This is a genomic window from Calothrix sp. FACHB-168, from assembly GCF_963889195.1.
GTDB classification, from domain to species: Bacteria; Cyanobacteriota; Cyanobacteriia; order Cyanobacteriales; family Nostocaceae; genus Aulosira; species Aulosira anomala_A.
Genome location: NZ_CAWPNJ010000001.1, coordinates 299394 through 324719, shown reverse-complemented (window position 1 = coordinate 324719; position 25326 = coordinate 299394). Strand labels below are relative to the sequence as shown.

The 25326-nt window shown below is 38.7% G+C and carries 25 protein-coding genes; 16 read left to right on the top strand and 9 right to left on the bottom strand.

Features of this window, described 5'->3' with window-relative positions:
* Positions 1-34 precede the first annotated feature (34 nt).
* The 7 genes from AACW45_RS01315 (at position 35) to AACW45_RS01285 (ending at position 6603) form a co-directional block, all read left to right on the top strand.
* Positions 35-745 carry an FkbM family methyltransferase gene (locus tag AACW45_RS01315; protein WP_190626893.1) on the top strand — a complete coding sequence of 237 codons (711 nt, stop codon included), beginning with the start codon at positions 35-37 and terminating at the stop codon, positions 743-745.
* A 40-nt stretch (positions 746-785) separates the two neighbouring features.
* Positions 786-1931 carry a glycosyltransferase family 4 protein gene (locus AACW45_RS01310; protein ID WP_190626891.1) on the top strand — a complete coding sequence of 382 codons (1146 nt, stop codon included), beginning with the start codon at positions 786-788 and terminating at the stop codon, positions 1929-1931.
* A gap of 68 nt (positions 1932-1999) precedes the next feature.
* Positions 2000-2539 carry an acyltransferase gene (locus AACW45_RS01305; protein ID WP_190626888.1) on the top strand — a complete coding sequence of 180 codons (540 nt, stop codon included), beginning with the start codon at positions 2000-2002 and terminating at the stop codon, positions 2537-2539.
* A 148-nt stretch (positions 2540-2687) separates the two neighbouring features.
* A complete protein-coding gene (locus tag AACW45_RS01300; RefSeq protein ID WP_190626886.1) occupies positions 2688-3914 on the top strand; it encodes a glycosyltransferase family 4 protein in 1227 nt (408 codons plus the stop codon).
* A gap of 16 nt (positions 3915-3930) precedes the next feature.
* Entirely contained in the window at positions 3931-4104 is a 174-nt protein-coding gene (locus tag AACW45_RS01295) for a hypothetical protein (protein WP_190626885.1), read from the top strand.
* A gap of 20 nt (positions 4105-4124) precedes the next feature.
* Positions 4125-5471 (top strand): hypothetical protein, encoded by a 1347-nt coding sequence (locus AACW45_RS01290; RefSeq protein WP_190626882.1) that lies wholly within the window; start codon positions 4125-4127, stop codon positions 5469-5471.
* The gene (locus AACW45_RS01285; RefSeq protein WP_242045433.1) at positions 5452-6603 is read left to right on the top strand and encodes a glycosyltransferase family 4 protein; all 1152 of its coding nucleotides are present in this window, start codon (positions 5452-5454) and stop codon (positions 6601-6603) included. The genes AACW45_RS01290 and AACW45_RS01285 overlap by 20 nt, the downstream gene beginning before the upstream one ends.
* A 19-nt stretch (positions 6604-6622) precedes the next feature.
* Here AACW45_RS01285 and AACW45_RS01280 read toward each other — a convergent pair whose 3' ends face one another.
* Positions 6623-7405 carry a class I SAM-dependent methyltransferase gene (locus AACW45_RS01280; RefSeq protein WP_313933698.1) on the bottom strand — a complete coding sequence of 261 codons (783 nt, stop codon included), beginning with the start codon at positions 7403-7405 and terminating at the stop codon, positions 6623-6625.
* Positions 7406-7445: 40 nt separating this feature from the next.
* Between AACW45_RS01280 and AACW45_RS01275 the strand changes: the two genes are divergently transcribed.
* Both AACW45_RS01275 and AACW45_RS01270 read left to right on the top strand, forming a co-directional pair.
* Positions 7446-8663: a glycosyltransferase gene (locus AACW45_RS01275; protein ID WP_190626880.1), complete on the top strand. Its 1218-nt coding sequence runs from the start codon at positions 7446-7448 to the stop codon at positions 8661-8663.
* Complete coding sequence (locus AACW45_RS01270; protein ID WP_190626878.1) at positions 8660-8965, top strand: class I SAM-dependent methyltransferase; 306 nt, start codon at positions 8660-8662, stop codon at positions 8963-8965. The genes AACW45_RS01275 and AACW45_RS01270 overlap by 4 nt, the downstream gene beginning before the upstream one ends.
* 75 nt (positions 8966-9040) lie before the next feature.
* Here AACW45_RS01270 and AACW45_RS01265 read toward each other — a convergent pair whose 3' ends face one another.
* Both AACW45_RS01265 and AACW45_RS01260 read right to left on the bottom strand, forming a co-directional pair.
* Positions 9041-9463 (bottom strand): transposase family protein, encoded by a 423-nt coding sequence (locus AACW45_RS01265; protein WP_313933719.1) that lies wholly within the window; start codon positions 9461-9463, stop codon positions 9041-9043.
* Positions 9393-9938, bottom strand: a complete 546-nt coding sequence (locus AACW45_RS01260) for a helix-turn-helix domain-containing protein (protein ID WP_242045432.1) — start codon at positions 9936-9938, stop codon at positions 9393-9395. The genes AACW45_RS01265 and AACW45_RS01260 overlap by 71 nt, the downstream gene beginning before the upstream one ends.
* Positions 9939-10248: 310 nt before the next feature.
* Here AACW45_RS01260 and AACW45_RS01255 point away from each other — a divergent pair, with 310 nt between their 5' ends.
* Positions 10249-11055, top strand: a complete 807-nt coding sequence (locus tag AACW45_RS01255) for a glycosyltransferase family 2 protein (protein WP_190626876.1) — start codon at positions 10249-10251, stop codon at positions 11053-11055.
* 101 nt (positions 11056-11156) lie between these two features.
* On the opposite strand, the gene AACW45_RS01250 is transcribed toward AACW45_RS01255, so the two are convergent.
* Entirely contained in the window at positions 11157-11402 is a 246-nt protein-coding gene (locus AACW45_RS01250; protein WP_190626873.1) for a type II toxin-antitoxin system HicA family toxin, read from the bottom strand.
* A complete protein-coding gene (locus AACW45_RS01245; RefSeq protein ID WP_190626871.1) occupies positions 11399-11620 on the bottom strand; it encodes a 2-oxoisovalerate dehydrogenase E1 subunit beta in 222 nt (73 codons plus the stop codon). Before AACW45_RS01245 ends, AACW45_RS01250 begins: the two co-directional genes overlap by 4 nt.
* Before the next feature lie 247 nt (positions 11621-11867).
* Here AACW45_RS01245 and AACW45_RS01240 point away from each other — a divergent pair, with 247 nt between their 5' ends.
* The 4 genes from AACW45_RS01240 (at position 11868) to AACW45_RS01225 (ending at position 14736) form a co-directional block, all read left to right on the top strand.
* Entirely contained in the window at positions 11868-12656 is a 789-nt protein-coding gene (locus AACW45_RS01240; protein WP_190626869.1) for a Uma2 family endonuclease, read from the top strand.
* A gap of 67 nt (positions 12657-12723) precedes the next feature.
* Positions 12724-13245: a YdcF family protein gene (locus tag AACW45_RS01235; RefSeq protein WP_190627481.1), complete on the top strand. Its 522-nt coding sequence runs from the start codon at positions 12724-12726 to the stop codon at positions 13243-13245.
* A gap of 8 nt (positions 13246-13253) precedes the next feature.
* Positions 13254-13874 (top strand): WcaF family extracellular polysaccharide biosynthesis acetyltransferase, encoded by a 621-nt coding sequence (locus AACW45_RS01230; protein ID WP_190626866.1) that lies wholly within the window; start codon positions 13254-13256, stop codon positions 13872-13874.
* Positions 13875-14244: 370 nt separating this feature from the next.
* Positions 14245-14736, top strand: a complete 492-nt coding sequence (locus AACW45_RS01225; protein WP_190626863.1) for a DUF4149 domain-containing protein — start codon at positions 14245-14247, stop codon at positions 14734-14736.
* 111 nt (positions 14737-14847) lie between these two features.
* Here AACW45_RS01225 and AACW45_RS01220 read toward each other — a convergent pair whose 3' ends face one another.
* The 3 genes from AACW45_RS01220 to AACW45_RS01210 all read right to left on the bottom strand — a co-directional run bounded on the left by AACW45_RS01220 (position 14848) and on the right by AACW45_RS01210 (position 16188).
* Positions 14848-15135, bottom strand: a complete 288-nt coding sequence (locus AACW45_RS01220) for a TMEM165/GDT1 family protein (RefSeq protein ID WP_190626861.1) — start codon at positions 15133-15135, stop codon at positions 14848-14850.
* An 85-nt stretch (positions 15136-15220) separates the two neighbouring features.
* Positions 15221-15649: a TMEM165/GDT1 family protein gene (locus AACW45_RS01215; protein ID WP_190626858.1), complete on the bottom strand. Its 429-nt coding sequence runs from the start codon at positions 15647-15649 to the stop codon at positions 15221-15223.
* Positions 15650-15837: 188 nt separating this feature from the next.
* Complete coding sequence (locus AACW45_RS01210; protein WP_096642124.1) at positions 15838-16188, bottom strand: YkgJ family cysteine cluster protein; 351 nt, start codon at positions 16186-16188, stop codon at positions 15838-15840.
* Positions 16189-16464: 276 nt separating this feature from the next.
* On the opposite strand from AACW45_RS01210, the gene psb30 reads away from it, so the two are divergent.
* Entirely contained in the window at positions 16465-16587 is a 123-nt protein-coding gene (psb30, locus tag AACW45_RS01205; RefSeq protein WP_096642123.1) for a photosystem II reaction center protein Ycf12/Psb30, read from the top strand.
* Positions 16588-16652: 65 nt separating this feature from the next.
* Here psb30 and AACW45_RS01200 read toward each other — a convergent pair whose 3' ends face one another.
* Entirely contained in the window at positions 16653-18800 is a 2148-nt protein-coding gene (locus AACW45_RS01200) for a single-stranded-DNA-specific exonuclease RecJ (protein WP_190626856.1), read from the bottom strand.
* A 239-nt stretch (positions 18801-19039) separates the two neighbouring features.
* Between AACW45_RS01200 and AACW45_RS01195 the strand changes: the two genes are divergently transcribed.
* The gene (locus AACW45_RS01195) at positions 19040-25240 is read left to right on the top strand and encodes an ATP-binding sensor histidine kinase (RefSeq protein WP_190626854.1); all 6201 of its coding nucleotides are present in this window, start codon (positions 19040-19042) and stop codon (positions 25238-25240) included.
* Positions 25241-25326: the final 86 nt, after the last annotated feature.

Genomic DNA, 25326 nt, shown 5'->3' with positions numbered 1-25326 from the left:
ACAATTCTAATTATTTTTGGAGAAATAATTAACTATGTTTAAGAGAATGATGATAAAAATGGTGACTGATGTTCTCCATTATTATGGACTTCATATAATGAGATATTACAGAATTCCTCAATCTAACGTAAATTTATTATCAATAGCGATACCATCATTAATTCATACTAAAAACAACCTGTTTTTTCTACAAGTAGGAGCATCAGATGGTGTAACTAATGATCCTCTCAATCCAATAATTAATAAATACAGTTCTCATCTTAAAGGAATTTGCCTTGAACCATTACCTAATGTTTTTGAAAAACTTGTCTTTAACTATTCTTCTTATTCGGAAATTAAATGTGAAAATTCTGCTCTAGCAGATTGTGATGGTGATATTTTTATGTATTGCCCTGTCATAGAAGATGGCTCTCAAAAAAGTAGTCTTCAATTACAAGTTGTTACAAAGCATGGCTTTTCTAAAATTAAGAAAATTAAAATTAAAAGTATATCTTTGCCAACTCTTATTGAGAAATATAAAATTACTGATATTGATATTCTGCAAGTAGATGCAGAGGGATATGATTATCAAGTAATTCGCAAAGTTATAGATTTGGGTTTTTTACCTAGTATTATTCACTTTGAAAGTCTTCATCTTGATAAAAGTGAAATTTCAGCATCAAGAGCTATGCTGTCAGAAAAAGGATATTTATATGTTGAAACATCAAAAGATACTTTGGCAGTAAGAAATCATTTAGTTTTCTAGAAAAATTCACTTATTAAATAATATTTATAGGATTTACTTCTTGAATCGCTTACTTTACTTCTCTCCATCGTGGTCAGGGGGACTAGCAGATTATGCACATGAGCAAGCACAAGCACTTGGGCGTAGAGGCGTTCAGGTTACTTTGCTGACTTCTCCTGCTTACAAAAAAGACAAGACAAGCCTTTATACAATCAAACAAACTTTAGTCTCTATCGGTAAATTTGATTTTCCTTTAGCCTTAGTGCGAAAAACAGTCTTAGCAGCTAATATTCTGCAAAATTACGCTATTCTTGCTAAGACTATTGAAAACGAAGGTTTTCAGTATGTTTTATTTGGCTCTTATGCAGAGTATTTAGCTCCGCTTTGGGTTTCTCCCTTGTGTAAATTAGCAAAACAGGGTGTAACCTTTGCATCTGTTATTCATGACCCAGTGAGAGGATATGTAGTAGGCCCCTTATGGTGGCATCGTTGGTCAATTGCTTGTGGGTATTCGTTCATTAAAGAGGCTTTTGTTCATGAAGCCATCAATCTAGATACAGAAAAACCTATGCCCCAACTACAAACTACCGTTATTCCGATTGGTATCTATCATTTTCCCAAACATCAAAACAGTATAGAAGAAGTTAGGACAAAATTAAAAATTCCTCAACAGGTAAAGGTGCTACTATCCTTTGGTCATATTCGAGATGGTAAAAATCTGGATCTGGCATTAAAGGCGATCACTCATTTTCCCAACGTTTATCTAGTGATCGCAGGCAAAGTCTCTGCCTCAACACAAAAACCTGTCACTTATTATCAAGATTTAGCCCAGAGTCTTGGCATTTCTGAAAGGTGTCGTTGGTTAATTGATTTTCTGCCCGAAGCGCAAGTGGGCGATCTATTTAATGCTTGTGATGCCGTTTTATTAACTTATAGTGCTAGTTTTCACTCCGCCAGTAGTGTGTTGAATCTAGCAGTTAATTATCAACGACCTTGTATTACCTCCGCAGGAGATGGAAACTTGCGTACTGTTGTTCAAAAATATCAATTGGGGGTGTTTGTTAAACCAGATGATTGGCAAGCTATTCGTGATGGCATACAGCAATGGTTAAATGGGATTGCCCCACCTCTATGGGAACAGTATGAACAAGATAATTCTTGGGATAAAAATGCCGAAATTATTTGTCAAAGATTTTGGGAAAAGTGATTAATAACTTCTAAAGTTCAAAATTTTACATTTTGTAGCCTTAATATCTACCGAAGTTTTGGAACATTATGAACCCCAGAATTATTGCGGGGAGTATTCTTAACTATAGTTACAATCAGATTATTAGTAATATTCCATCTCGTAAGATCCGTATAGCTTATCTCAAAGCCTACTTAGCACAACTAGGTTATGGTAGTTCTGTACAGATGGGATGTAAATTTTTAAATGGGAGAAAAGTATATTTAGGCGATCGCAATGTGATTAACTTTGGATGTTTATTAGACGGTCGCCATTACACCATTAAAACTGGTTCTGATGTTTCTATTGGGCCTGAAGCTAGTATTCTCACATTAGGCCACAATCCACAATCCCCAGACTTTGCAGACAAGGGTGGAGATGTCATTATTGGCGATAAAGTCTGGATTGCCTATCGCGCAATTATTTTGCCAGGAGTCAATATTGGAGAAGGTGCTGTAATTGGAGCAGGTTCAGTAATTTCACGCTCTATAGCGCCTTATTCCATTGTTATAGGCAATCCAGCTAGAGTAATTGGAGAAAGATCGCGCCATCTTACTTATGAACTTAATTATTTCCCTTGGCTACTTTAATGAGAGAAAAACCTAGAACAACTACCGTACCATTTATTAGCATTTGTATTCTCAGTTACAACGCCGAGAAGTTTATCAGAACAACTTCAGCAAAACTTAATCAAGCAAAAAATGGGGATAAAGCTTGTTTTTGGTTGCCAAAAAATCAATGAAAGATATTTCTCATCAATGGATAGTAGCTTTACTTGGTGCGCGAATGCACTATGCCATTCCCCGTATTCTCCAGCAAGCAGGATTACTTAACCATTTATATACTGATATCTGTGCTGTCAAAGGTTTACCACAACTCTTACAATTAGTTCCTCAGTCTTTACAACCTCCAAGCCTCAGACGACTACTCGGACGAGTTCCCCAAAAAATACCCATTGAACGTATCACCGCTTTTAACCGCTTTGGTTTGGAATATACTCAAAAACTCCGACAAGCGCGATCGCCTGCGGAAACCACAGCAACTTTTCTCTGGGCAGGAAAAACTTTCTGTCAACTTATCCTAGAGCAAGGATGGGGTAACGCATCTGGCATCTACACCTTCAATACCGCAGGGTTAGAACTGCTACAAAATGCGCGACAACGGGGACTACTAACCATTACAGAACAGACCATTGCTCCCAAAGCAATTGAGTATAAACTCTTGCAAGAGGAATATCAAAATTTTCCAGATTGGGAACGACCTTTAAAAGAAAACTCCAGTTTAATTGAATTCTCAGCTAGAGAACAGGCAGAATGGTTGACAGCAGATATTATCCTCTGTGGTTCGGAATTTGTCCGTGAAGGAGTTATTGCTTGTGGGGGTTCAGCAGAACGCTGTCAAGTGCTACCCTATGGAGTGGATTTACGTTTCTCGCTTCCAGAACGCCTACCTCATGCTGAGTCTTTGCGAGTCTTAACTATTGGCGGAGTCGGACTGCGGAAAGGTTCGCCCTATGTGTTAGATGTAGCAAAACAATTACAAGGATTAGCTAAATTTCGTTTGGTGGGGCCTTTAAATACTAAGCCGGAAATTGAATCTGCTCTAACTACTCATGTCAAATTAATAGGTGCTGTTCCGCGTTCGCAAATTCTCGATCACTATGCTTGGGCTGATGTTTTTTTGCTTCCTTCCATTTGTGAAGGTTCAGCAACAGTAATTTATGAGGCTCTGGCAGCTGGGCTACCCGTGATTTGTACTCCCAATGCAGGCAGTGTAGTTCGAGATGGTATCGACGGATTTATTGTGCCGATTCGCAATCCTGAAGCGATCGTCCAGAAGATAGAGTTATTAGCACGTCAACCTGAATTACGTAGGCAAATGTCTCAAAATGCTTTAAAACGAGCAAATGAGTATACCTTAGATAAATATGGACAACGCTTGCTAAAAATTTTAAATGAAATGTAGTTTCATTCAATAAATATTGAAAACGTTTTACGAGTATTTCTTTTTTACGGTAGCTATTTGTATCTCTTTTATTTTACCGCAGGCGATCGCCACTGTCCTAAAATTCTGTCTTGATTTTCCACAAAAGCTGATACCCTTGGCGCAAAATTCTCAAATTAATCAAGAATTTACACTCGACACTCTCGCATAACACCTGCTAAGACTCTAACTATGCCTCCAACTCTCGAAATTCCTTTTAGTTATTATATTGCAGCAATCCTTTTGCTCGTGCTGTTTGTGGAGGCATTCAGCAAAATATACAACAGTTGGGCTATCCCTGCGCTGGTAACCTATCTAACCACTGGCATGTGGTACTTCACTGAAGTCTTTTATACTCCTGAACGGTTAACCATTTTTCCAACTTCCATCATAGAGCAAGGCTACTATCAAATCTGCCTTTTTCTGATTGTCTTTCGTTGCTTACTGCCATACTTTACCCACAGGCTACAAAAATCTCTATCTCACGTAACTTACTTCAACTGGTTTACCCTAAATCCTAATCGGATACTGCAAATTTTGCTGATTATTTGGCTACTTTTGTTGATTTATGGTTTCAGTCGCTTAAATTGGGATTTTTTACAAGCTTTATTTCCCCGAGGCGGTCGCTGGGCACCCAAAATGTGGAGTCGAGGTGCAGTAGGAGTTGAGACTGATTTCATAGTATCTATGGCTGGATACATTTACACCCTGATCTGTGCAATGTTTGGCGTGCTGTTTTTTTTTCAACGCCAATTTCAAGCAAAGGTAATCAATTTGATGGTGATTGCTATCAGTTGGCCATCTTTCTATCTTTCTGGCGCAAGAAATGTGTTTCTTGCTGTAGCCATGCCAGCATATATGGCTTACGTGTTAACTTCCCGTCAAAAATGGTGGATAAAAGCAGCAATTTCAGCAGGACTATTTGTTTTTATTAATTATTTGATGTTAATCGCCATTAGCTTACGTAATACGGGAATTGATACTTATTTTCAGGGTACCGTGACTCTCAATTCCAATACTAAGCATCTAGGCTTAAATATGGCTGAGGAATTATTTTATATCAATAACTTTTACGAACAAGGGCGGTTAACTTTAATGTATGGCATGGATTATGTAGCGGAAGCTCTTAACATCATTCCTCGATTTCTCTGGGCTGATAAACCTCTTTTAGGACATGAATACAATCTTCTACGAAATCCTAGTACTGGTATTACAGCAACAATTGCTGCCGGATTAATTGGGCGTGGTGTCATAAATTTTGGTTCTTGGTTGGGACCGATTGCACCCGCTATATTGATGGCACTTTGGGCTGCTTTTCTAGCAAACCTCTGGAGCCAGCGAGCATCGATATTACGACTGACACTTTTCTTAGTAGGTTTGGGGATTACACCTAACTTGGGACGAGATATTACTCTGCTTGTCCTTTGGCCTATGATTTTTGGTTATATTATTGTCCGCTATTTGGAACGCCTTGAGCGTCGCCGAGTACAGAGAATTGCTGCTCAGCATTGCTACTATAATGATGAATTACACTCTTAATAACCTGCAAATAGCAATTTTGTTTGCTAATTACGGCCCTTATCATATTGCTAGAGTAGAATCCGCCTATCACGCTTGCCAATCTAGAGGATGGAATGTTTTTGGGATTGAATTAGCTCGTTCAGGAGAAGAATATCCTTGGCAAGCCTCTCTAAAAAATATTGCTTTTGAGTTAATTACTATTTGCCAAAGTTCTACCTATGAGAAAGCTGGAAAACTTTTTCTAATTCAAAACATTCTTAAAACACTATCAAAAACTCAACCTGATGTTTTAGCTATAGCAGGTTATAGTGAACCAGCAATGATAGCTGCTTTTTTGTGGGGTAAGTTGAATAAAAAAACTTTAATTCTACTTTCGGAATCTAAAGAAGATGATGTTACGAGAATTTTGCATAAAGAATTGTTTAAAAAACAAATAATACATAATTACGATGCAGCTCTTGTGGGTGGAAAGTCACATCAAACATATTTGCAAAAACTGGGTATGAATTCATCATTAATTACCTGGGGATATGATGTTGTTGATAATAAAGTTTTTCAAGCCAACCAAATTCAAATTTTACCACCCCCTTTAAATAAACCATATTTTTTAACTATTAATCGTTTTGTTGCTAAAAAAAATATTCCTTTTATCTTAGAAGCTTATGCTTGCTACCGTAATGAATTGAGTGATTCAGCCTGGGATTTAGTATTATGTGGTGATGGCGAACTTCGACCACAAATCGAAAATCAAATTAATCAATTACAGTTAAATGATCATGTTTATCTTCCAGGGTTTTTGCAACAAGATGAATTACTTCCCTACTTTGCTCATGCAAAATGCTTTATTCATGCCAGCATTCAAGAACAATGGGGGTTGGTAGTAAATGAAGCAATGGCAGCTAGTTTACCTGTATTAGTATCTAATCGTTGTGGATGTTACGCAGATTTAATCATTGAGGGTGTTAATGGTTTTGGTTTTGATCCTATTTGCCCATCTGAGTTAATAAACTTGATGATTAGTGTCACTGAAGGAAAATATAACCTTAATCAACTCAGTCAAGCAGCTTTAAAACATATAAATCAAAATTTTTCTATTGACAAATTTGGTTCAGGGATTGTTAACGCAATAGATCAGACTATTAAAGTCTGATCTATAAACAAACTGAAATCTATTTACGTAACAAGTAAATTGCCTCAGAGCCAATATATTTCGATAGCTTTTCAAACCTAGCCTCTATTGAAAAGTTCCATTGAGGAGGAAGTATATTATCTAGAAATTGGCAACCTATAGAAAATTTTTCCATAGATTCAATTTTTAAATTAGCTTCTTGGCAAATTTTTACAATATCTTTTGTTTTGTAATACAATATTTTGTAACCATTCTTCTGAAAATACCGTTTTTCTGTCAATAGTTTTACTGCTTGCGTAGTTGGGTGATCCAACAATGTGGTTTGCAAAATTATTCTTCCATCCTTAGATAATAAATTTGTTAAAGATTTTAAAAGTTCCAGTGTGTTAGGAATATGAGCTATTAACCCTGAACAAATAATTAAGTCATATTCTTGAGCCGAACTTGTATTCTCTATAAATTCAAAAATGTCTAAATTAAAGCATTTTATATTTATCAGGTTGGAAAAGTTATTTTTGCAGTTATTATAAGCTAATTCCAGCATTTTTCCTGATATATCAACTAAAGTTACTTCCTCAAAATTATCAGACTGAATAACATTAGCTGTGATTTTACCATCTCCTACTGCACAATCTAATAATCTACCTGAAAATTGAGAAGATAATTCAGTAATAATTTCCCTGCGTTTATTAAAATTAAAAATTGTCCCCGATTTTTTCTCCATATCGAAATAATTTGAATATATAGCTGAGGTTTTATTGAAGAAATTTTGAATGACAGTTTTCTGGTTATCTAGCATATCGCTTCCTGGATAAAGTTCCACATAAAGATAACATACAAAAAATGTTTTTTAGAATATTAGTATGAAGATTTTAATAGTTGTTCCGGCTTTAGGAAAGGTTTATGGTGGTCCATCAAGAAGTGTTATTGAGCTAGCTGAATCAATTGGGGTACAAGGTATTAACGTTGATATTGTTACTACTAATGCTAACGGTTCTCAATCTTTAGATGTACCTTTATTGACTTGGATCAAAGAAAAAAATTATCGAATAAAATATTTTACTTATTGGAATTTTTTAGATTACAAACTAAGTTTTTCTTTGACATTTTGGTTGTTAAACAATATTACTAACTATGAATTAGTACATACCAATGCTATTTTTTCTTATCCAGTTTTACCTGTATACTGGTCATGCCAAATTAATAAAATTCCTTACGTCGTTACTCCACGAGGTATGCTAGAACCTTGGGCTTTGGCTTATAAGTCATGGAAAAAAAATCTTTATTTTCTGGCTTTAGAAAAACCAGCTTTACAAAAAGCAAGTTCTATTCAAACGTTAGCTTCTAGTGAGGCAGAAAGTATTAAACATCTCGATTTGAAAACACCATTAGTAATTATACCCAATGGAATTCATAAGCAAGATTTTGAATCACTACCTAACCCTAATATTTTTTATCAACAGTTTCCTCAAACGTGTAATAAAAAATTAATTATATTTTTAGGACGAATCGATCCTAAAAAGGGGTTAGATTTATTAGCTACAGCTTTTGCCCAAGCATATCAAAAATTTCCTGATATTCATTTAATTGTTGCTGGTCCTGATAATATAGGGTTTTTACCAACGGCTGACAACTACTTTATCGAGGCTGGATGTAGGAATGCTGTGACTTTTACGGGAATGCTAACAGATTCTCTGAAATATGCTGCTCTTGCAGCTGCTAGCATCTATGTTGCTCCTTCCTATTCTGAAGGTTTTAGTATGTCTGTGTTAGAAGGAATGGCATCAGGATTACCTTGTGTGATTACCACTGCATGTAATTTTCCCGAAGCAGCAACTGCTAAAGCTGCTCATGTAGTCGATATTAACTCAGATGCGATCGCAAATGCTTTAATTGATTGTTTAACTAATCCAGAAGAAGCAAAAATTATGGGCGATCGCGCTCGTAAATTAGTTTTTGAAAGGTATACCTGGGAAAATATTGCATCACAAATGAAACAAGTCTACACAAATATTATTGAGAACAAACCTATTGATGCTGTGGGTGAAATTAATCACGAATCTGGAGTTATTAAAATATGACTTTCACTAGTACCAAGTACGAGTATTACTATCAAACTCATCAATCCGGACATCATCATGCTTATCTAAAGCAACCCCTAATCAAGATGATATCTGAAACTATATTACCAAGATATACAAATCAACAAAAGCTTCGGATTTTAGATATTGGCTGTGGTAATGGCAGTTTAAGTAATTTTATTGCACAGCATGGTTATGAGGTTGTTGGTATTAGACCCGTCCTAAAACTTGCAAGCCAATATTTACAAGGCTTTGAGACCAATCCTTGCAGATTCTCTTTAAACGTAACAATTAGGGTTTGATATCGTTACTGATAGTTTAGAGCCAAAAAATGAAATTATGCATTCAAGGCTATCGCTAATTTTTATTAATCCTAATTACCTCGTTAAAACTAAAGTACCAATTCGTAGCCTAACCAGACCACAAACTGTTAAAATTATTTCTTGATAGATATTTGAGTTCAGCCCGAATCTGTGTGAAGTTATTTTAAAAATTCTCGTGAGTCTGATTAAATGTTCTATAAATATACGTTTGCTTGACAGAATTTTATTTTCTATTTTTTGTTGTTCGTTTAATTGCAGGTTTCTTTTTTTCTTATGAGGAGTTGTAATATTCTTACCTCCTTGATATCCTTTATCTCCCTCGAATTCTTGTTCGGCATTAAATTTTTTCTGTTGTTCTCTAAATAAATTGATGTCTGATGTGGGACCAGAAAATCCTACTTCTACATCAATTATATCTTTGCCCGATGGCAAACCTACTAATTGACTTTTTAAAGTCTGTTTTTTTCTTTCCCGAATAAAACTTTTTTTGCTTTTCGTTGTCAGATGGTCTATTAATAGGCTGTTCTAGGCTATCTACTAAGAGTTGAAAATTCGTCAATATTTCTTGTACAATCATTAAATCTCCTTCTTTATCCTCAAGTTGTTCTAGTAAACTGGATGGGAGAATTACTCGGATAATTTTCCTCCAATAATGAAAATTCATATGAGCTTCGCTTTTAGATACACCAAACAACATTCCTAGTATTTCAAAGGTTGGTATTTGTCTGAGATAAAATAGACATAGACATATTTGCTCGGAATTTGATAATAATTCTTTCCGTCCTCCCCCAGGATAATTAATCCTTACTTTTTGCTTTTCTTTTTCCTTCTGGATTTTTATATGTTCTTTTAAAGCTGATTGAAGTAGCGCTTGAAACTGTTCGTGACTAATGCCCAAAATCTGCTTTGTTCTATCAGGGTATTTTTGGATATAATCTAAGACAATACACATTTTAAATCAGAGTGGTAGACTGCTAATTTTACTTTCTATCACTTTTTTGTGCCTGGATTATATTTTGGACGGGTCTATTGAAGAATTTAGGACTTGCTGTTTCAGGTAAGATGGATAAACACTACACTAGTCTCTGGGATGGTGGTCATATAAAGTTCTTTTCTGTCGCCACAATGAATCATCTACTAACATCAGAGAACTATACAAACATCAAATTTATGTTTTCAGGTGGATTTCCCTATTTTTGGAAATCAATGTTATGTTCTAGCACAAAAATTTAGTTTAAATAATCAATTGTCATAAATCTCTCATGCTAGAAGAAATTACTCCTCTGATTCTTACATATAATGAAGCAGCAAATATTAATAACAATCTTCAGCACCTCACCTGGGCTAAGAAAATTATTGTTATTGATAGCTATAGTATAGATGAGACTTTAGAAATTTTAGAGTCTTATCCTCAAGTACAAGTTTATCAAAGGAAGTTTGATTCCTTTGCATCTCAATGTAATTATGGATTAGAAAAAATAACATCTGAATGGGTACTATCTTTAGATGCTGATTATATCTTAACTGATGAGTTAATTGATGAAATTGAAGCACTACCATTAGAGACAAATGTAGACAGTTATAATATCAATTTCAGGTATTGTATTTTTGGTAAGCCATTACATGGGACTTTACTCCCGCCCCGTAAGGTTCTATATAAAAGAACAAAAGCTCATTACAAACAAGATGGTCATGCTCACCGTGTTAGTGTAGAGGGTAACTGTAAATTACTATATAGTTACATTTATCATGACGATCGCAAATCCTTAAGTCGTTGGTTATGGGCACAGGATCGCTACATGGTAATTGAAGCTAAAAAATTACTAGAGACACCAAACAGCAAACTCAGTTTAGGCGATCGCATTCGTAAACAAAAAATTCTTGCACCCATTATTATCTTGTTCTACTGCCTAATCCTTAAGGGCGGAATCCTCGATGGCTGGCGCGGTTGTTATTATGCATTCCAACGTGTATTAGCAGAAGTTCTGTTGGCAATTCATCTCATTGAGGCGGAAAAGTTAAAACATGATTCTGCTACACCAACTGAGAAATCGGTGCAATATCAGTGACATCTTCGCATCACTCAGTATTAATCCCTGTAAAAAGAGCGATCGCCTCTGTCCTCAACCAATGGTTGAAGCGATCTCTGAGCTAACACATCATACATGTACTAGTCGCAAAAGATTTGTGAGAGTAGTTCATCACGACTGAAACCAAGATGTTCCGCTACATCCCGTAAAATAGCATTTAGGGTACCTACCTTCAGTGGGTCGTGAGCGGGAATTGTGATGTGATGTTCACCTTTTAATTGAGTTGTCAGGCGAATATGGCTTCCAGTTTGACGGTCAACCGCATAGTCAAAACGAGCTAATAACTTGACTAAATCCTCACCAGACAAATCTCGTGGTAGCTTCATGAAGCTATTACCTCGTCACGGACAATATGTAGCCGAATCGCTTGAGGACGGTTTTGTTGGTCAGGAAAATGGCAGCGAACAGCATCCCGCACCATTTCTTTTAAAATAACCAAATCGTCAGCCTGAGTAAAAATTGATTGACCTTGGGCTATTGCTGTATAACCACCTTCGGGGTCTTCTTCCACAAGAAATACAATTTCAATGTTTGTATTTTCCACTTTTGAGTTCTCAATCAACCATAGCTACATAGTATAGCGATCGCTCTCATCCCGCCTTTAATTAAGGGACTTCCAATTAAAAAAATACCCACGGGGGTAGGGGCACGGCACCGATAAAATATCGGTAATACCGAAAGTTTGTAGATGCCGTGCCCCTACAAGTTGGATAATTTATTTTTTGGAGTTCCCTAATTCAAGTCTGTATAATAAAAAAATCGACCCTGCTAGCGATCGCCTAAATCAGACCATGACAGTTCTACAAGGTCACCCGGCAAATGCCTTACCCCCGATTACCTGGCAGAAACTACCTGCTGATTTTCCTTTGCCCGATGAACCTGTGGAAAGTAATCTGCAACCCCTGTTAGCCGCCGCCCTGCGAGAATCCCTTGAATTAGCAGGTTTGATTCTCGAATCAATTTTGATTGCTTCTAATTTTGGTATTTGTGCCACAGTTGGTGATAAAACTATCGTTAAAGCACCGGATTGGGTTTATGTGCCATCGGTTCATCCCCTACCTTCAGGAGAAATTCGCCGCAGCTATACTCCCTATACAGAAGGAGACAAGCCAGCTTTAGTCATGGAATTTATCTCCGCCACAGAGGGAGGAGAATATTCAATTAATCCCCACTATCCTTATGGTAAGTGGTACTTTTACGAACAGATTTTAAAAATTCCTGTCTATGTAATTTTTCATCCGCAAATTGGAGTATTAGAAACTCATTTATTAGAGCAGGGTAAGTATCAACAACAATCCCCAGATGAAAACGGACGCTTTTGGATCGAAGCCTTGGGTTTATTTTTAGGGGTGTGGATGGGGAAAAAAGCAGAATTAGAAGGCTACTGGCTACGCTGGTGGGATCAATCTGGTAATTTATTACCTTGGGGAAGTGAGTTAGTAGAACAAGAACGTCAACGTGCAGAACAAGAACGTCAACGTGCAGAACAAGAACGTCAACGTGCAGAACAAGCAGAACAAAAGGCTGGTAAATTAGCGCAAAGACTGCGAGAAATGGGGATTAATCCTGAAGAAATTTAGCTTTTTTCCCAGGACATAACAGTTGTATAGACAAATCAGAAAATATGGGCTATTAACCTTAGCCACTATGATTGTGGTGTTGTTGAGTGTAATTCCTCTGCGAATTGCGATCGCATCCTACCAAGCCCCCTACCCTCAAGCTATTCTTACCCTTGGTGGCGGTTTAGATAGAGAAAAATTCACTGCCCAATTTGCCCGAATACATCCCACTCTAGACATCTGGGTTTCTAGTGGTTTACCCCCAAAGCTAGCGCGAAAAATTTTCCGCAACGCAGATATACCTAACAGTCGTCTTCACCTTGACTATCGTGCTGTTGACACAGTTACTAACTTTACTTCTCTGGTTTTTGAGTTTAAACAACGTCATATCCAGCATCTATATTTAATTACCTCCGATTTTCACATGCCTAGAGCAGCATCAATTGCCATTTTAGTTCTAGGTAGCCAAGGCATTACTTTTACCTCTATTTCTATTCCTTCCAAGCAACCTAGCGAATCAATCCCTCATATCTTGCGAGATATGGGGCGTTCCCTTTTATGGATTGTTTCAGGACGTACTGGAGCTAGTCTCAATCCCAATATTAAATAACTGATTTTATGCATTTAGATCAATATTCTCTTGGCAGTTATACTCCTGGCGCACCTTACTGGAAACAACTATTGTGGTACTTTTTGGGTTCACCTATAGTTGAGAGTAATTGGCTACCTTTTTCAACTCTCAAGGTTTGGGTACTTCGCAGTTTTGGCGCTAGCATTGGTCAACAAGTCCGCATTAAACCAGGCGTGCGAGTGAAGTTTCCTTGGCGTTTGACTGTGGGTGATTTTGTTTGGATTGGAGAAAACGCTTGGATTGATAACCTTGCGCCCGTAATTCTTGAAAGCCATGTATGTCTATCGCAAGGGGTCTATCTCTGCACGGGTAACCATGACTGGTATCATCCAGATTTTAAACTGATTCCTGCACCGATTCACATTCAAGAAAGTAGTTGGATTGCAGCTAAGTCGATAATTGGCCCTGGGGTGACAGTTGGACGAGGCGCAGTGCTGGCCTTAGGGGGAGTGACAGGGCGCTCTTTAGAACCAATGATCGTTTATGCAGGTAATCCGGCTCAACCTATCAAGAGTAGAGTTCGGGAAAAAGTAGAAGATGTACTTCAAATATCTCCAGCAGATGAATTCATTCATACCCGCCACGTTCTTGAAGAGACTAGGGATTAGGGGCTAGGGAAGGGAGACTAGGGACTGTTTTCAAACTCCAAAAGTAGGTTGGGTTAAGCCAAGCGCAACCCAACGAAGTGACGTAAATGTTGGGTTTCGTTCCTCAACCCAACCTACAATTAAGTCTAATTTAGAGTTTGAAAACACGCCCTAGGGGCTAGGGGCTAGAGAAGGGAGACAAATGACAAATGACCAATGACTAATACGCTATTTTAAATAAAATTATTACATTGAAGCTTTAAGTAATAAAACTCAATAATCTTGCTGTTTTTATCCCCGGTTGCAATTAGTTTGTAAAGGATAATTGATAAGTGTTGTCAAACTCATGCCTACAGCTCGACACTAGAAATACAACACAGCAATTATTCTTATGCTTACTATTTCTAACGTTCAATTCAAGCAGTCTTTTTGGCGACCTGCTGTCCTATTAACTCTGGGCTTTTGGCTGGGTGCTAGCCTACTTTTAGATTGGGTAATTATGCCTAGCCTTTACATTTCTGGCATGATGACTCAAGCTAGTTTTTCTACAGTTGGCTATGTGCTTTTTTGGAATTTTAATCGTGTGGAATTATTGTCGGCTGCTGTAGTATTAACTGGTGTACTAGCTTTAAGCCAAACCCATGTCAATTGGCGGCACAAGGGTATTATTTTATCTGTACTGCTGTTAGTTATAGCGTTGCTTGATACTTATTTTTTAACGCCACAGATGAGTGCGATTGGCTTACATCTCAATGCATTTGATGCGGAAACTACTATTCCTGCAGCGATGAATTTGCTCCACGGTAGTTATTGGCTATTGGAAGTTATCAAACTGATAGCTGGTGGTTTGCTTTTAAACTGTTGCTGGCAACAGGAAGCTTAAGATTGCAATCTTAAGCGATTATCTTCAATAAAATTAACCAAAATTAGGGGGTACAACATTGTTGTGCCCCCTAATCGATATATGGTAATTATTTTGCGAGTTTTGTATTGACTATGCTGATTCTTCGGAATCGTTAAAAAATAACAAGCGTGCGGCGAGTATAGCAAATCCTACAGCCGCGATCGCTTTTAATAACTTTGTGGGTAAAACCTCTGCAACGGCTCCCCCAGCTAATGCTCCCAATAAGCTAGTTAATATTAGAGCCATAGCAGTAGCAAAAAACACAGCCCGCCGCGATTGACTGCGTCCAGAAAGTGCGATCGCAGCTAGCTGGCTCTTATCGCCTAATTCTGATAAAAAAACTGTAATAAAGCTTAGTCCTAAAAGATGCCAATCCATATTATTTCAGGGAAGGAAGGAAGGGGGACAAGAAAGACACATGACTTGTACAGACGCGATTCATCGCGTCTCTGACAAATGACTATTAACCAATCAATACATCCCAAAACAGCATGATGGAAATGAACAATAACATTACACCTGCTGATTTCTCTACGGTTTTGGGACTTAGCTTAGTGGCGATCCATCCTCCTAAGAGGACTCCTAATAAGCTGGTGGTGATTAATGCAGCTGCAGAACCCATAAACACTACCCAAGGCGCGTGAGATTCTGCACTCATCAATAAGGTTGATAACTGAGTTTTATCTCCAATTTCTGCGAGAAAAATGGTGATGAAGGTAGTACCAAAAATCATCGCTACTGATTCTGGCTTTTTGGGACTATCGGCTATTACAGGCTGAAGCGGCTCAAGGGTTGCAGTTGTGAGGTTAATATCTTTACTGTCTTTGAGTTCTAGCTGATTTTCAGGCTGAGAGATATTAGAAAGGCTTGGTGGTGCAGAATCAAGTTTCACGGGCAGTAGTTTGATTTCTAGATTGTTTTCATATTCTTCTCATTTTCTCAGATTGTTGTAATAAATTGCAAGAGATGCGATGAATCGTATATTTGCCAGAGACGCGATGAATCATATATTTGCAAGAGACACGATGAATCGTAGATTTGCCAGAGACGCGATTAATCGCGTCTGTACAATTGAGTTGGTTAAAAACCGACGGCTTTGTTGAAGCGGATCAGTTCCAAACTGCGATCGCCATATACCCCTTCTATTTGTTGGCGACAGCAATCAATGGCAAAATCGTTTAACTCTTCCGGCTCAATACCATACATATCTTGAAATATTTCCGCTTCAACGCGGCAAAAACGGGGACGATTGGCGTATATGCGACATTCTCGCGTTATGTGGTCAAAATTCACGCACCATCCGCCTTCACCCACCATGCTCATATAAAGTTCGAGTTCTGCGGGTGTCAGATAATCTTCTATCTCTGGACGATCTGCTGGGTCAAGATTACAGCAGGCTCCACATTGCTTAATACATTGCCAAGTTGTCATAATTGTCAATAGTCAATGGTCAATAGTCAATGGTCAATGGTCAATGGTCAGAGACGCGATGAACCCTTGTCTGTACAATAGTCATTTGTCTTCCTTGTCTCCCTTGTCCTCCTTGTCCCCCTTCCCTCGTTCCCTAGCCCCTCATCTTACATTTTTGTGTTTTTTTCTATAATTTTGTTAAGTAAATTAAATCTGACGCTCCTTCGCCGGATATGATCGATTGCGGGTTTTGCAATTTGACGTTATTGAATTTTTTAAGACAATCGGGAGGATAGCATGTTTGAGGCTTTAGCCAATATCAATTGGGAAGTTATTTTTCAACTACTTTTTGTTGGTCTCATTGTACTCGCTGGGCCAGCTGTAATCTTTGTCCTAGCATTTCGTAACGGCGATCTGTAATAGTACTGCGTTACTCAAGCTCAGAGCAGCAACTTAAGCTGCTCTGAGCTTCGATGTCTGAAAATTCAGGATTGATTGTGCAGTACAGATAAAGCCTGAAGTGCAGCTTGAATGATGTTGTCATACTGTGGTTGACAGACATCAATTTCTTGGGCATCTTCACGGCTATTGCCGAGTAAACCAATTGTATGTCCTGGTTGCATCACTAAAACTTTGCCTTCAGGATTTTTAATTCTCAGTTCTGGTAAGGAACCTGGGTGAAAAATACCACAACTGTACTGACGTTGTTTGTACTCAAAGGTGGTTTTTAAGGGACGAGGTGAGGAAGTTCCAAATAGGTGAGACTGGGTTGTTAGTCGCAGTCCTATAAGTTCCATCTCGATGCTGGTATTGCCATTAAAGTTATTTTCTCGCAATTTATAAGCAATATCGACGCGCGAGGGTAGGGGGTAGTAGTCGCGCCACCGCCAAGCGATCGCTTTAATTTTATACTGTTGTCCGTCGATAGTTTGGGCAAGTGTAAGTTTGATATGTCCTTTCCCGACTATTTGCTGTTCGACTACTTGCACATTCGGTGTCCAGAAGACTGGATCGGGATTATCGATACCGCAGGGATGCAAAGCATTCAGCTGTTGGTAAAGCTGGTAATTGATTTCACTAAAATTGACTTGGGTGTCAATTTTCAATAATGGCTTGAGGTGCTGGGGTTCTAAGCATTGATTGGCAAATTCAATCAAACGCGATCGCAATTTTGCTAAATTTTCTACAGATAAAGAAAATCCACCAGCAGCTTTGTGTCCGCCATATTTACCTAATAAATCATCACAAGCTTGTAAGGCTTCAAATACGTGAAATTCCGGAATTCCTCTGGCGGAACCGCGAATGTGTGTATCATCTTCATAAGTAGCAATAAATACAGGCACACCGTAGCGTTCTACCAAACGGGAAGCGACAATTCCGATTACACCATGATGCCATTTTGGTTGAACAACTAATAATACTCGGTCATCTGGGAGTGATGCGATAAATTCAGTTTCCACATAAGCGATCGCTTCTTGTTCAATTTGCTCGCACATTTCCTGGCGCTGTTGATTCACCGATTCGCACTGCATTGCTCTTTCCAGCGCGATTCCCATATCATCTGTAGTCAATAAATCAATCACAATCTGCGGATCGCCAATTCTCCCGATCGCATTAATTCTCGGCCCCAAACGAAAGCCAATATCCTCAGGCTTTAACGATTTTGGATTTTGGATTTTGGATTTTGGATTGATATCAACTTCTTCTGAATTTTGAATTTTGTAGCGCTCTGCGCTTCCCGCAGGGTATTTTGAATTTTGAATTGGTTCACTCCCCTGAACTCCCGCCATTTGAATCAACGCCTGTATCCCTGGTAACCGGGATTTAGGTAAAAGCTGTAAACCGCGTTTTACCCAGCGACGGTTGACGCCGGTTAAGGGAGCCAAATCTGCGATCGTGCCCAAGGTAAATAATGCTAACATCGGCTGAACTAAACCCCTAGTTTCATCTAGCTGTTGTGCTAGGGATACCGCCAGAATATAGGCGACACCGACACCCGCAACGCCTCGATAGGGTGAAGATTCAGCGATTAATTTCGGGTTGAGAATAGCATTTGCGGGTGGTAATTGTTGGGGAATGTCATGATGATCGGTGACAATTACCTTTAATCCCAGTTCTCTAGCTCTGGCGATGGGTTCATAAGCAGAAATCCCGTTATCAACGGTGAGAATTAATCCCACGCCTTCACTGTGGAATTCTTCCACAATACGTTTATTAATGCCATAACCATCATGCATTCGGCTAGGGATAGCATAATCAACTTTAGCACCTAGAGCCTGGAGACTGCGCAATAGTAAAGCGGTGCTAGTCATTCCATCCGCGTCATAATCACCGCAAATAGCAATTTTTTCTGCTGAGGCGATCGCATTTTCCAATAACTCCACACTCAGCGCCAAGTCGGGAAATTCTTCTAATGGCGCAGGTAAAACTAGAGATTCTGGCTCTAAAAAGGCTTTTGCTGCTTCTAAGCTTTCAATTCCCCGGTTAATTAAAAGCTGGCTAATAATAGGTGATATTTGACTGGATAAAGCCAATTTTTGGGCAAATTCCGTTTTTTGTGGGTAAATTTGCCAACGTTGATTTGGTAAGCGTCTACGAGGTTTTGATGTTTCTGAAGGAGCAATGTCTAGCACAATTCACAATAACAGTTATTCTTAACCCTCATAACTCATAGCGCAAACTGCTCAATTTTGCTAGTTATTTGCATCATTAAATTAACAAATGTAAAAGACTTACAGCCTTTACCGTTAGTCAACAACTTATTCATGGGAATAATAAATTTGTCTCAACGTGCTTACAGCACCTTTTGTAAGTTCAGCGTTATCAAAGGCTAGAAACCCAAAAATCAATTTACATTATCTTGTCAGTACAAATGACTACAGAGAACCTTAAACCCCTTATTCCTGGTTATCAAATTAGCTCGCAACTTTATGCAAGTTCTTGCACGAGTGTATATCGAGCTATCCGCGAGCGGGATGGACTTCCAGTAGTCATTAAACTTCTGAATTCTCAATTTCCTAGCTTTACTGAATTACTCCAATTTCGTAATCAATATACCATCAGTAAAAATCTGCATATTCCCGGTATTAGTCAGCCTTTGGGATTAGAAAGTTACGCTAATGGTTATATTTTAGTCATGAAAGACGGAGGAGAAATTTCTTTAAGAGAATATATTAAAATTACAAATCTATCCTTAAGGGAATTCTTGGAAATTGCAATTCAATTAACTAGTATTCTTCACTGGTTGCACCAAAATAATGTAATTCATAAAGATATAAAACCAGCAAATATACTGATTAATTGCCAAACAAAACAAATTCAATTAATAGATTTTAGTATTGCTTCCTTACTGGGCAAAGAAACTCAAGAAATTAACAATCCCCATGTTTTAGAAGGAACTTTAGCTTATATTTCTCCAGAGCAAACAGGGAGAATGAATCGGGGAATAGATTATCGCAGTGATTTTTATTCTCTTGGTGTTACCTTATATGAAATATTATCTGGAGAATTGCCATTTCTCTCAGAAGATCCCTTAGAGTTGCTGCATTGTCATATTGCAAAAACACCAACTGGCTTGGAATGTAGAGAAAATATCCCACAGGTAATTGCGGATATTGTAATGAAATTAATGGCGAAAAATGCCGAAGATAGATATCAAAGTGCTTTGGGATTAAAGCATGATTTAGAAACTTGTTTAGCCCAACTGCAAGATACAGGCGAGATTAAATATTTTACAATTGGGCAGAGGGATGCGTGCGATCGCTTCCTAATCCCAGAAAAATTATATGGGCGAGAGGAAGAAGTTGCCACCTTACTCCAAGCCTTTGAACGTGTCGCCAATGGCACATCAGAAATAATGCTAGTAGCGGGATTTTCGGGGATTGGGAAAACTGCGGTAGTCAATGAAGTTCACAAACCCATTACCCGTCAGCAAGGGTATTTTATCAAAGGTAAATTCGATCAATTTAATCGTAATATTCCCCTATCCGCTTTTGTGCAAGCCTTGCGGGATTTAATCGGACAATTGTTATGTGAGTCTGACAGCCAACTGCAAGGATGGAAAAGCAAATTTTTGGATGTTTTGGGCGAAAATGGGCAAGTTTTAATTGAGGTAATTCCCGAATTAGAAATTATTATTGGGAAACAACCCCCAGCGCCAGAATTATCGGGAACAGCCGCACAAAATCGCTTTAATTTATTATTCCAAAAGTTTATTTCTGTCTTTACTACAAAAGAACATCCCTTAGTCATATTTCTCGATGACTTACAATGGGCAGATTTAGCATCTTTACATTTAATTAAGCTGGTAATGGCAGATAATGGACATCTGCTGTTGTTGGGTGCTTACCGAGATAATGAAGTTTCGCCAGCACACCCCTTAATGCTGACAGTCGAGGAATTGCTGAAAGCGGGGACAACAATTAATACAATTACCCTGAAACCCTTGGCTGTAAGCGATATCAATCACTTAGTTGCGGATACTTTGCAATGTTCCACTGCCCGAACCCATCCTCTCACAGAATTAATCGCCCGTAAAACCCAAGGTAACCCCTTTTTTATTACCCAGTTTCTCAAAGCTTTATCTGAAGATGGGCAAATTACCTTTAATCGTAACCAAGGTTATTGGGAATGTGATATGGCGCAAATCAACGCTTTATCTCTTACCGATGATGTAGTGGAGTTTATGGCGCAGCAATTGCAAAAATTGCCGCCAGAAACCCAAAATGTACTGAAATTAGCCGCTTGTATCGGCAATACTTTTGATTTAACTACCTTAGCGATCGCATCTCAACAATCGTCAACTTATACCGCTACAGCTTTATGGAAAGCTTTGCAAGAGGGGTTAATTTTACCCACCAGTCAGACTTATAAATTCTTTCAGGTAGAAAACGCCGCACAAACTCTAGAAACGCAGTCTGTTAATTTAACTTATCGCTTTCTCCACGATCGCATTCAACAAGCTGCTGACAAACTCATTGCAGACGCGGATAAATCAGCCACCCATTTGAGGATTGGGGAGTTATTACTATCTCACACTCCCCCAGAGCAACTAGATACATATATATTTGAAATTGTCAACCATTTAAATGTAGGTATTGATTTAGTTACCCAGCCAGAGAAAAAGCTAGAAATAGCGCGACTAAATTTAATTGCAGGGTGTAAAGCCAAAAATGCGATCGCCTATGATGCGGCGGTGAAATATTTTACCCAAGCAATTGATTTACTACCCCCTGATACTTGGAATACACAATACCCATTCACCCTGAAATTACATCACGAGCGCTTAGAAGCTGCTTGTCTGAACTTAGACTTTGACAAGCTAGCAGCATGGGGTGAGATTGTCTTGCAATCTGCAACTTCTTTACTGGATACTATTAAAGTCCATGAAACTCAAATTATGGCATTGCGGTCTCAAGGTAAATTGTTGCAGGTAGTTGAGACTGGGTTACAAGTGCTGAAATCTCTTGGCGTAGAATTTCCTCAACAGCCAACTATGGCAGATATTGGCGCAGCTGCCGAGCAAACAAGGCAACTTTGGCAAGGGCGTACACCCATGAGTTTGCTAGATTTGCCAGCGATGAGCGATGCGCAGCAACTTGCAGTTATGCAAATTTTGACAAAATTGATGGCAGCTGCATACATTGCCGCACCGACACTGTTACCGCTACTTGTGTTTAAAGAAGTTGAGATTTCTATCCTGTTTGGGAATGCGCCGATTTCCATCTTTGCCTATGCAGACTATGGATTGATGCTCTGTAGTTTCATGGACGATATTGATGCTGGGTATGAATTTGGACAACTGGGATTAAAGTTATTAGAGAAATTGCAAATTAATGCCTTTAAAAGCAGGGCTTACTTTATTTTCAACAGCTTTATTCGCCACTGGAAAGAACCTTTGCATCACACGATTCCCTCTGTTTTAGAAGGCTATCAAAATGGGCTGGAAAACGGAGACTGGGAATGCGTAGCCTTGAATTTAATGATCTACGGACAGTATAGTTATTGGAGTGGTCGAGAATTAACTGATTTGGCTAAAGAAATGGAGGCTTATCGGCAAGCTATCAGCCAAGTCAAGCAAGAAGCGCCACTAAAATATCATGAGTGTTACCAGCAAACAATTCTTAACTTATTGGGTGACAATGAAGTTCCTTATTGTTTACAAGGTAAAGTCTTCGATGCCAGCCAAATATTACCTCATTTTCAAGCTACCCACGATCGCGGGGGATTATTTCACCTTTCTTTATGCCAAGCTAGTCTGAATTATCTGTTTGGAGAATACGAAGCAGCCTTGCAAGCAGTAGCCATAGCAGAAGAATTCAGCGATGCCAGCATTGGCTATGTGATGATTGTGATCCAAGTATTTTATGATGCTTTAATTCATCTGGCAATTTATGAGGATGCTGACACTGACGAAAAATTAGCGATTCTTGAGCGAGTTAATACCCATCAAGAACAACTCCAAAATTGGGCGACTCGTACCCCCTTCAATCATCAACATCGTTGGGAACTAGTAGCAGCAGAACGCGATCGCATTTTGGGGCAATTTGCGGCGGCAATTGAGCATTATGAATTAGCGATTAATGCTGCAAAAACCCACGGTTATCTGCAAGAAGAAGCAATCAGCAATGAACTAGCGGCGAAATTTTACCTCAATTGGGGTAAAGAGAAGATAGCCGCAGTTTATATGCAAGAAGCCTACTATTGTTATGCCCGTTGGGGTGCAAAAGCCAAAACTGACGATTTAGAAAATAGCTATCCCGATTTACTGCGCCCTATTTTTCAGCAAGCAGCAACCAGCTTAAATCCTCTGGAAACTTTAGCTTCGATGACGGGGCTGAATTTCGCAAAATATACCGCGACTACAACTACACTTTCATCCAGCACCAGCGTGAATACGGCTTTAGATTTTGCAGCGATTCTCAAAGCTTCCCAAAGTCTATCTAGTACAATTCACCTCGATGAACTCATACATCAACTCACTCAGATTATTCTCCAACATTCTGGAGGCGATCGCTGTGCTTTAATCTTACCCAACAGTGACGGAGAATGGCAGGTGAGAGCCATTGCGACATCTGAAACCACAGAACTTTGTAGCGAACTGTTAGAAGGGAATCCCAACTTACCGCTAAAGTTGATACAGTACGTCAAAAATGCCCAAGAAGTTGTGGTAATTGACGAACTAAAAACCGATTTGCCTGTAATTGATGAATATTTAGCTCAAAGACAGCCAAAAAGCCTGCTTTGCTTGCCAATTCTCAATCAAGGGCATTTAATTGGTATTTTATATTTAAAAAATAGCTCCGCTAGAGGTGTATTTAGTAGCGATCGCATTTTAATTCTTAACTTCCTCTGTACTCAATCTGCCATTTCTCTAGAAAATGCCCGTCTTTATCAAGATTCGCGAATTTATGGACAAAAATTAGAAGAATCTCTAGAAAAATTACGCCTCAGTGAAAACCGCTTTCAAAAACTCGCAAATAATATTCCCGGATTGATTTATCAGATTCGCATTCAAGCCGATGGTTCATCTTCTATTTCCTACGTCAGTTCTGGATGTCAAACTCTTTATGAAGTAGCCGCAGAGGATTTGCTCTCAGGGAAATACAGCTTGCGTGATTTTGAACATCCCGATGATGGAGCCGAAATACTACGCCTCACTCTACAATCAGCCGCAAATCTCACCCCATTTCAACATCAATGGCGGATTATTACACCTCATGGCAATATCAAATGGGTAGAAGCAGTTTCTCAGCCAGAACGCGGTGAAGATGGGGAAATGGTATGGGATGGGATTGTGATTGATATTAGCGAACGCAAACTTGCAGAACAAGAGCAACAGCGACTGCTAACAATTGTGAATGCTACTCCAGATATTGTGGGTATTGCTGATGCAAACGGTAATACTCTTTACACAAACCCAGCCGGAGAGCGCGTTTGGCAGATAAAAGCGGGATTTAACATTTCTGCTATTACCCCAGCGCCAGCGATGGATTTCATCCAAAATATCGCTATTCCCACCGCTATCAGCCAAGGAATTTGGATTGGTGAGTCAGCTATTTTCGATTATCACAGAAATGAAATTCCGGTATCGCAAGTGATAATTGCGCACAAAAATACCAATGGTGAATTGGCATATCTATCAACCATTATTCGCGATATTAGCGATCGCAAACAGGCTGAAGCCGCACTGCGACAAAAATCACAAGAACTAGAAAACACTCTGCGAGAACTGCAACAAACTCAACTGCAAATGATCCAAAATGAAAAAATGTCTGCACTCGGTAACTTAGTTGCTGGGGTAGCTCATGAAATGAATAATCCCTTAGGATTTATTTCTGCGAGTCTCAAACAAGCAAAACCTATTGTGGCTGATATTACAGAACACATCAAATTATATGAAGAAATTATCCCCAATGCCGACGCAGAAATTCTCAATCATGCGGCAGAAATTGATTTAGATTATAGCTTAGAAGACTTACCAAAAATGCTCGATTCAATGGTAATTGCTTGTGAGCGATTAAATAATATCAGCAACAGTCTTAGAACTTTTTCCCGTGCCGATCGTGATTATAAAGTACCCTTTAATATTAATGAAGGCATTAATAGTACAATTTTAATTCTCAAACATCGCCTCAAAGCTAACAAACACCGTCCAGAAATTACCGTAGTCACAGAATACGCTAATTTACCGACAGTTCCTTGTTTTCCGGGACAGCTAAATCAGGTATTTATGAATATTCTCGCTAATGCTATTGATGCTTTAGATGAGTCTGTTGCTGGGCGAAGTTTTGCGGAAATGGAGTGCAATCCGCAAAAAATTATCGTGAAAACGATAATTGAAAATAACACACTTTACGTATCAATTGCTGATAATGGCAAAGGCATGAGTGAAGATGTTAAAACACATATCTTCGACCATTTATTTACTACCAAATCAGTTGGTAAAGGTACGGGATTAGGATTAGCGATCGCGCGTCAAATTGTTGAAGATAAGCATGGTGGAACCATTCAAGTAAATTCTGTGTTAGGAGAAGGCACAGAATTTATCATTGCTATTCCCATCAACAATTAATCTCATTAACAATTCAAAATTCGCCCATTAAAGACATTGTCAGACAGATGCCCTCGATCGCATAACGAGAGCATGAAAATCTCTCT

Bases quoted from the DNA above. Each gene is read 5' to 3' on its own strand.
- AACW45_RS01315 (WP_190626893.1), top strand. From the start codon at position 35: ATGTTTAAGAGAATGATGATAAAAATGGTGACTGATGTTCTCCATTAT.
- AACW45_RS01305 (WP_190626888.1), top strand. From the start codon at position 2,000: ATGAACCCCAGAATTATTGCGGGGAGTATTCTTAACTATAGTTACAAT.
- AACW45_RS01300 (WP_190626886.1), top strand. From the start codon at position 2,688: ATGAAAGATATTTCTCATCAATGGATAGTAGCTTTACTTGGTGCGCGA.
- AACW45_RS01290 (WP_190626882.1), top strand. From the start codon at position 4,125: ATGCCTCCAACTCTCGAAATTCCTTTTAGTTATTATATTGCAGCAATC.
- AACW45_RS01285 (WP_242045433.1), top strand. From the start codon at position 5,452: ATGATGAATTACACTCTTAATAACCTGCAAATAGCAATTTTGTTTGCT.
- AACW45_RS01275 (WP_190626880.1), top strand. From the start codon at position 7,446: ATGAAGATTTTAATAGTTGTTCCGGCTTTAGGAAAGGTTTATGGTGGT.
- AACW45_RS01270 (WP_190626878.1), top strand. From the start codon at position 8,660: ATGACTTTCACTAGTACCAAGTACGAGTATTACTATCAAACTCATCAA.
- AACW45_RS01260 (WP_242045432.1), bottom strand. From the start codon at position 9,938: ATGTGTATTGTCTTAGATTATATCCAAAAATACCCTGATAGAACAAAG.
- AACW45_RS01255 (WP_190626876.1), top strand. From the start codon at position 10,249: ATGCTAGAAGAAATTACTCCTCTGATTCTTACATATAATGAAGCAGCA.
- AACW45_RS01250 (WP_190626873.1), bottom strand. From the start codon at position 11,402: ATGAAGCTACCACGAGATTTGTCTGGTGAGGATTTAGTCAAGTTATTA.
- AACW45_RS01240 (WP_190626869.1), top strand. From the start codon at position 11,868: ATGACAGTTCTACAAGGTCACCCGGCAAATGCCTTACCCCCGATTACC.
- AACW45_RS01235 (WP_190627481.1), top strand. From the start codon at position 12,724: ATGATTGTGGTGTTGTTGAGTGTAATTCCTCTGCGAATTGCGATCGCA.
- AACW45_RS01230 (WP_190626866.1), top strand. From the start codon at position 13,254: ATGCATTTAGATCAATATTCTCTTGGCAGTTATACTCCTGGCGCACCT.
- AACW45_RS01225 (WP_190626863.1), top strand. From the start codon at position 14,245: ATGCTTACTATTTCTAACGTTCAATTCAAGCAGTCTTTTTGGCGACCT.
- AACW45_RS01220 (WP_190626861.1), bottom strand. From the start codon at position 15,135: ATGGATTGGCATCTTTTAGGACTAAGCTTTATTACAGTTTTTTTATCA.
- AACW45_RS01210 (WP_096642124.1), bottom strand. From the start codon at position 16,188: ATGACAACTTGGCAATGTATTAAGCAATGTGGAGCCTGCTGTAATCTT.
- psb30 (WP_096642123.1), top strand. From the start codon at position 16,465: ATGTTTGAGGCTTTAGCCAATATCAATTGGGAAGTTATTTTTCAACTA.
- AACW45_RS01195 (WP_190626854.1), top strand. From the start codon at position 19,040: ATGACTACAGAGAACCTTAAACCCCTTATTCCTGGTTATCAAATTAGC.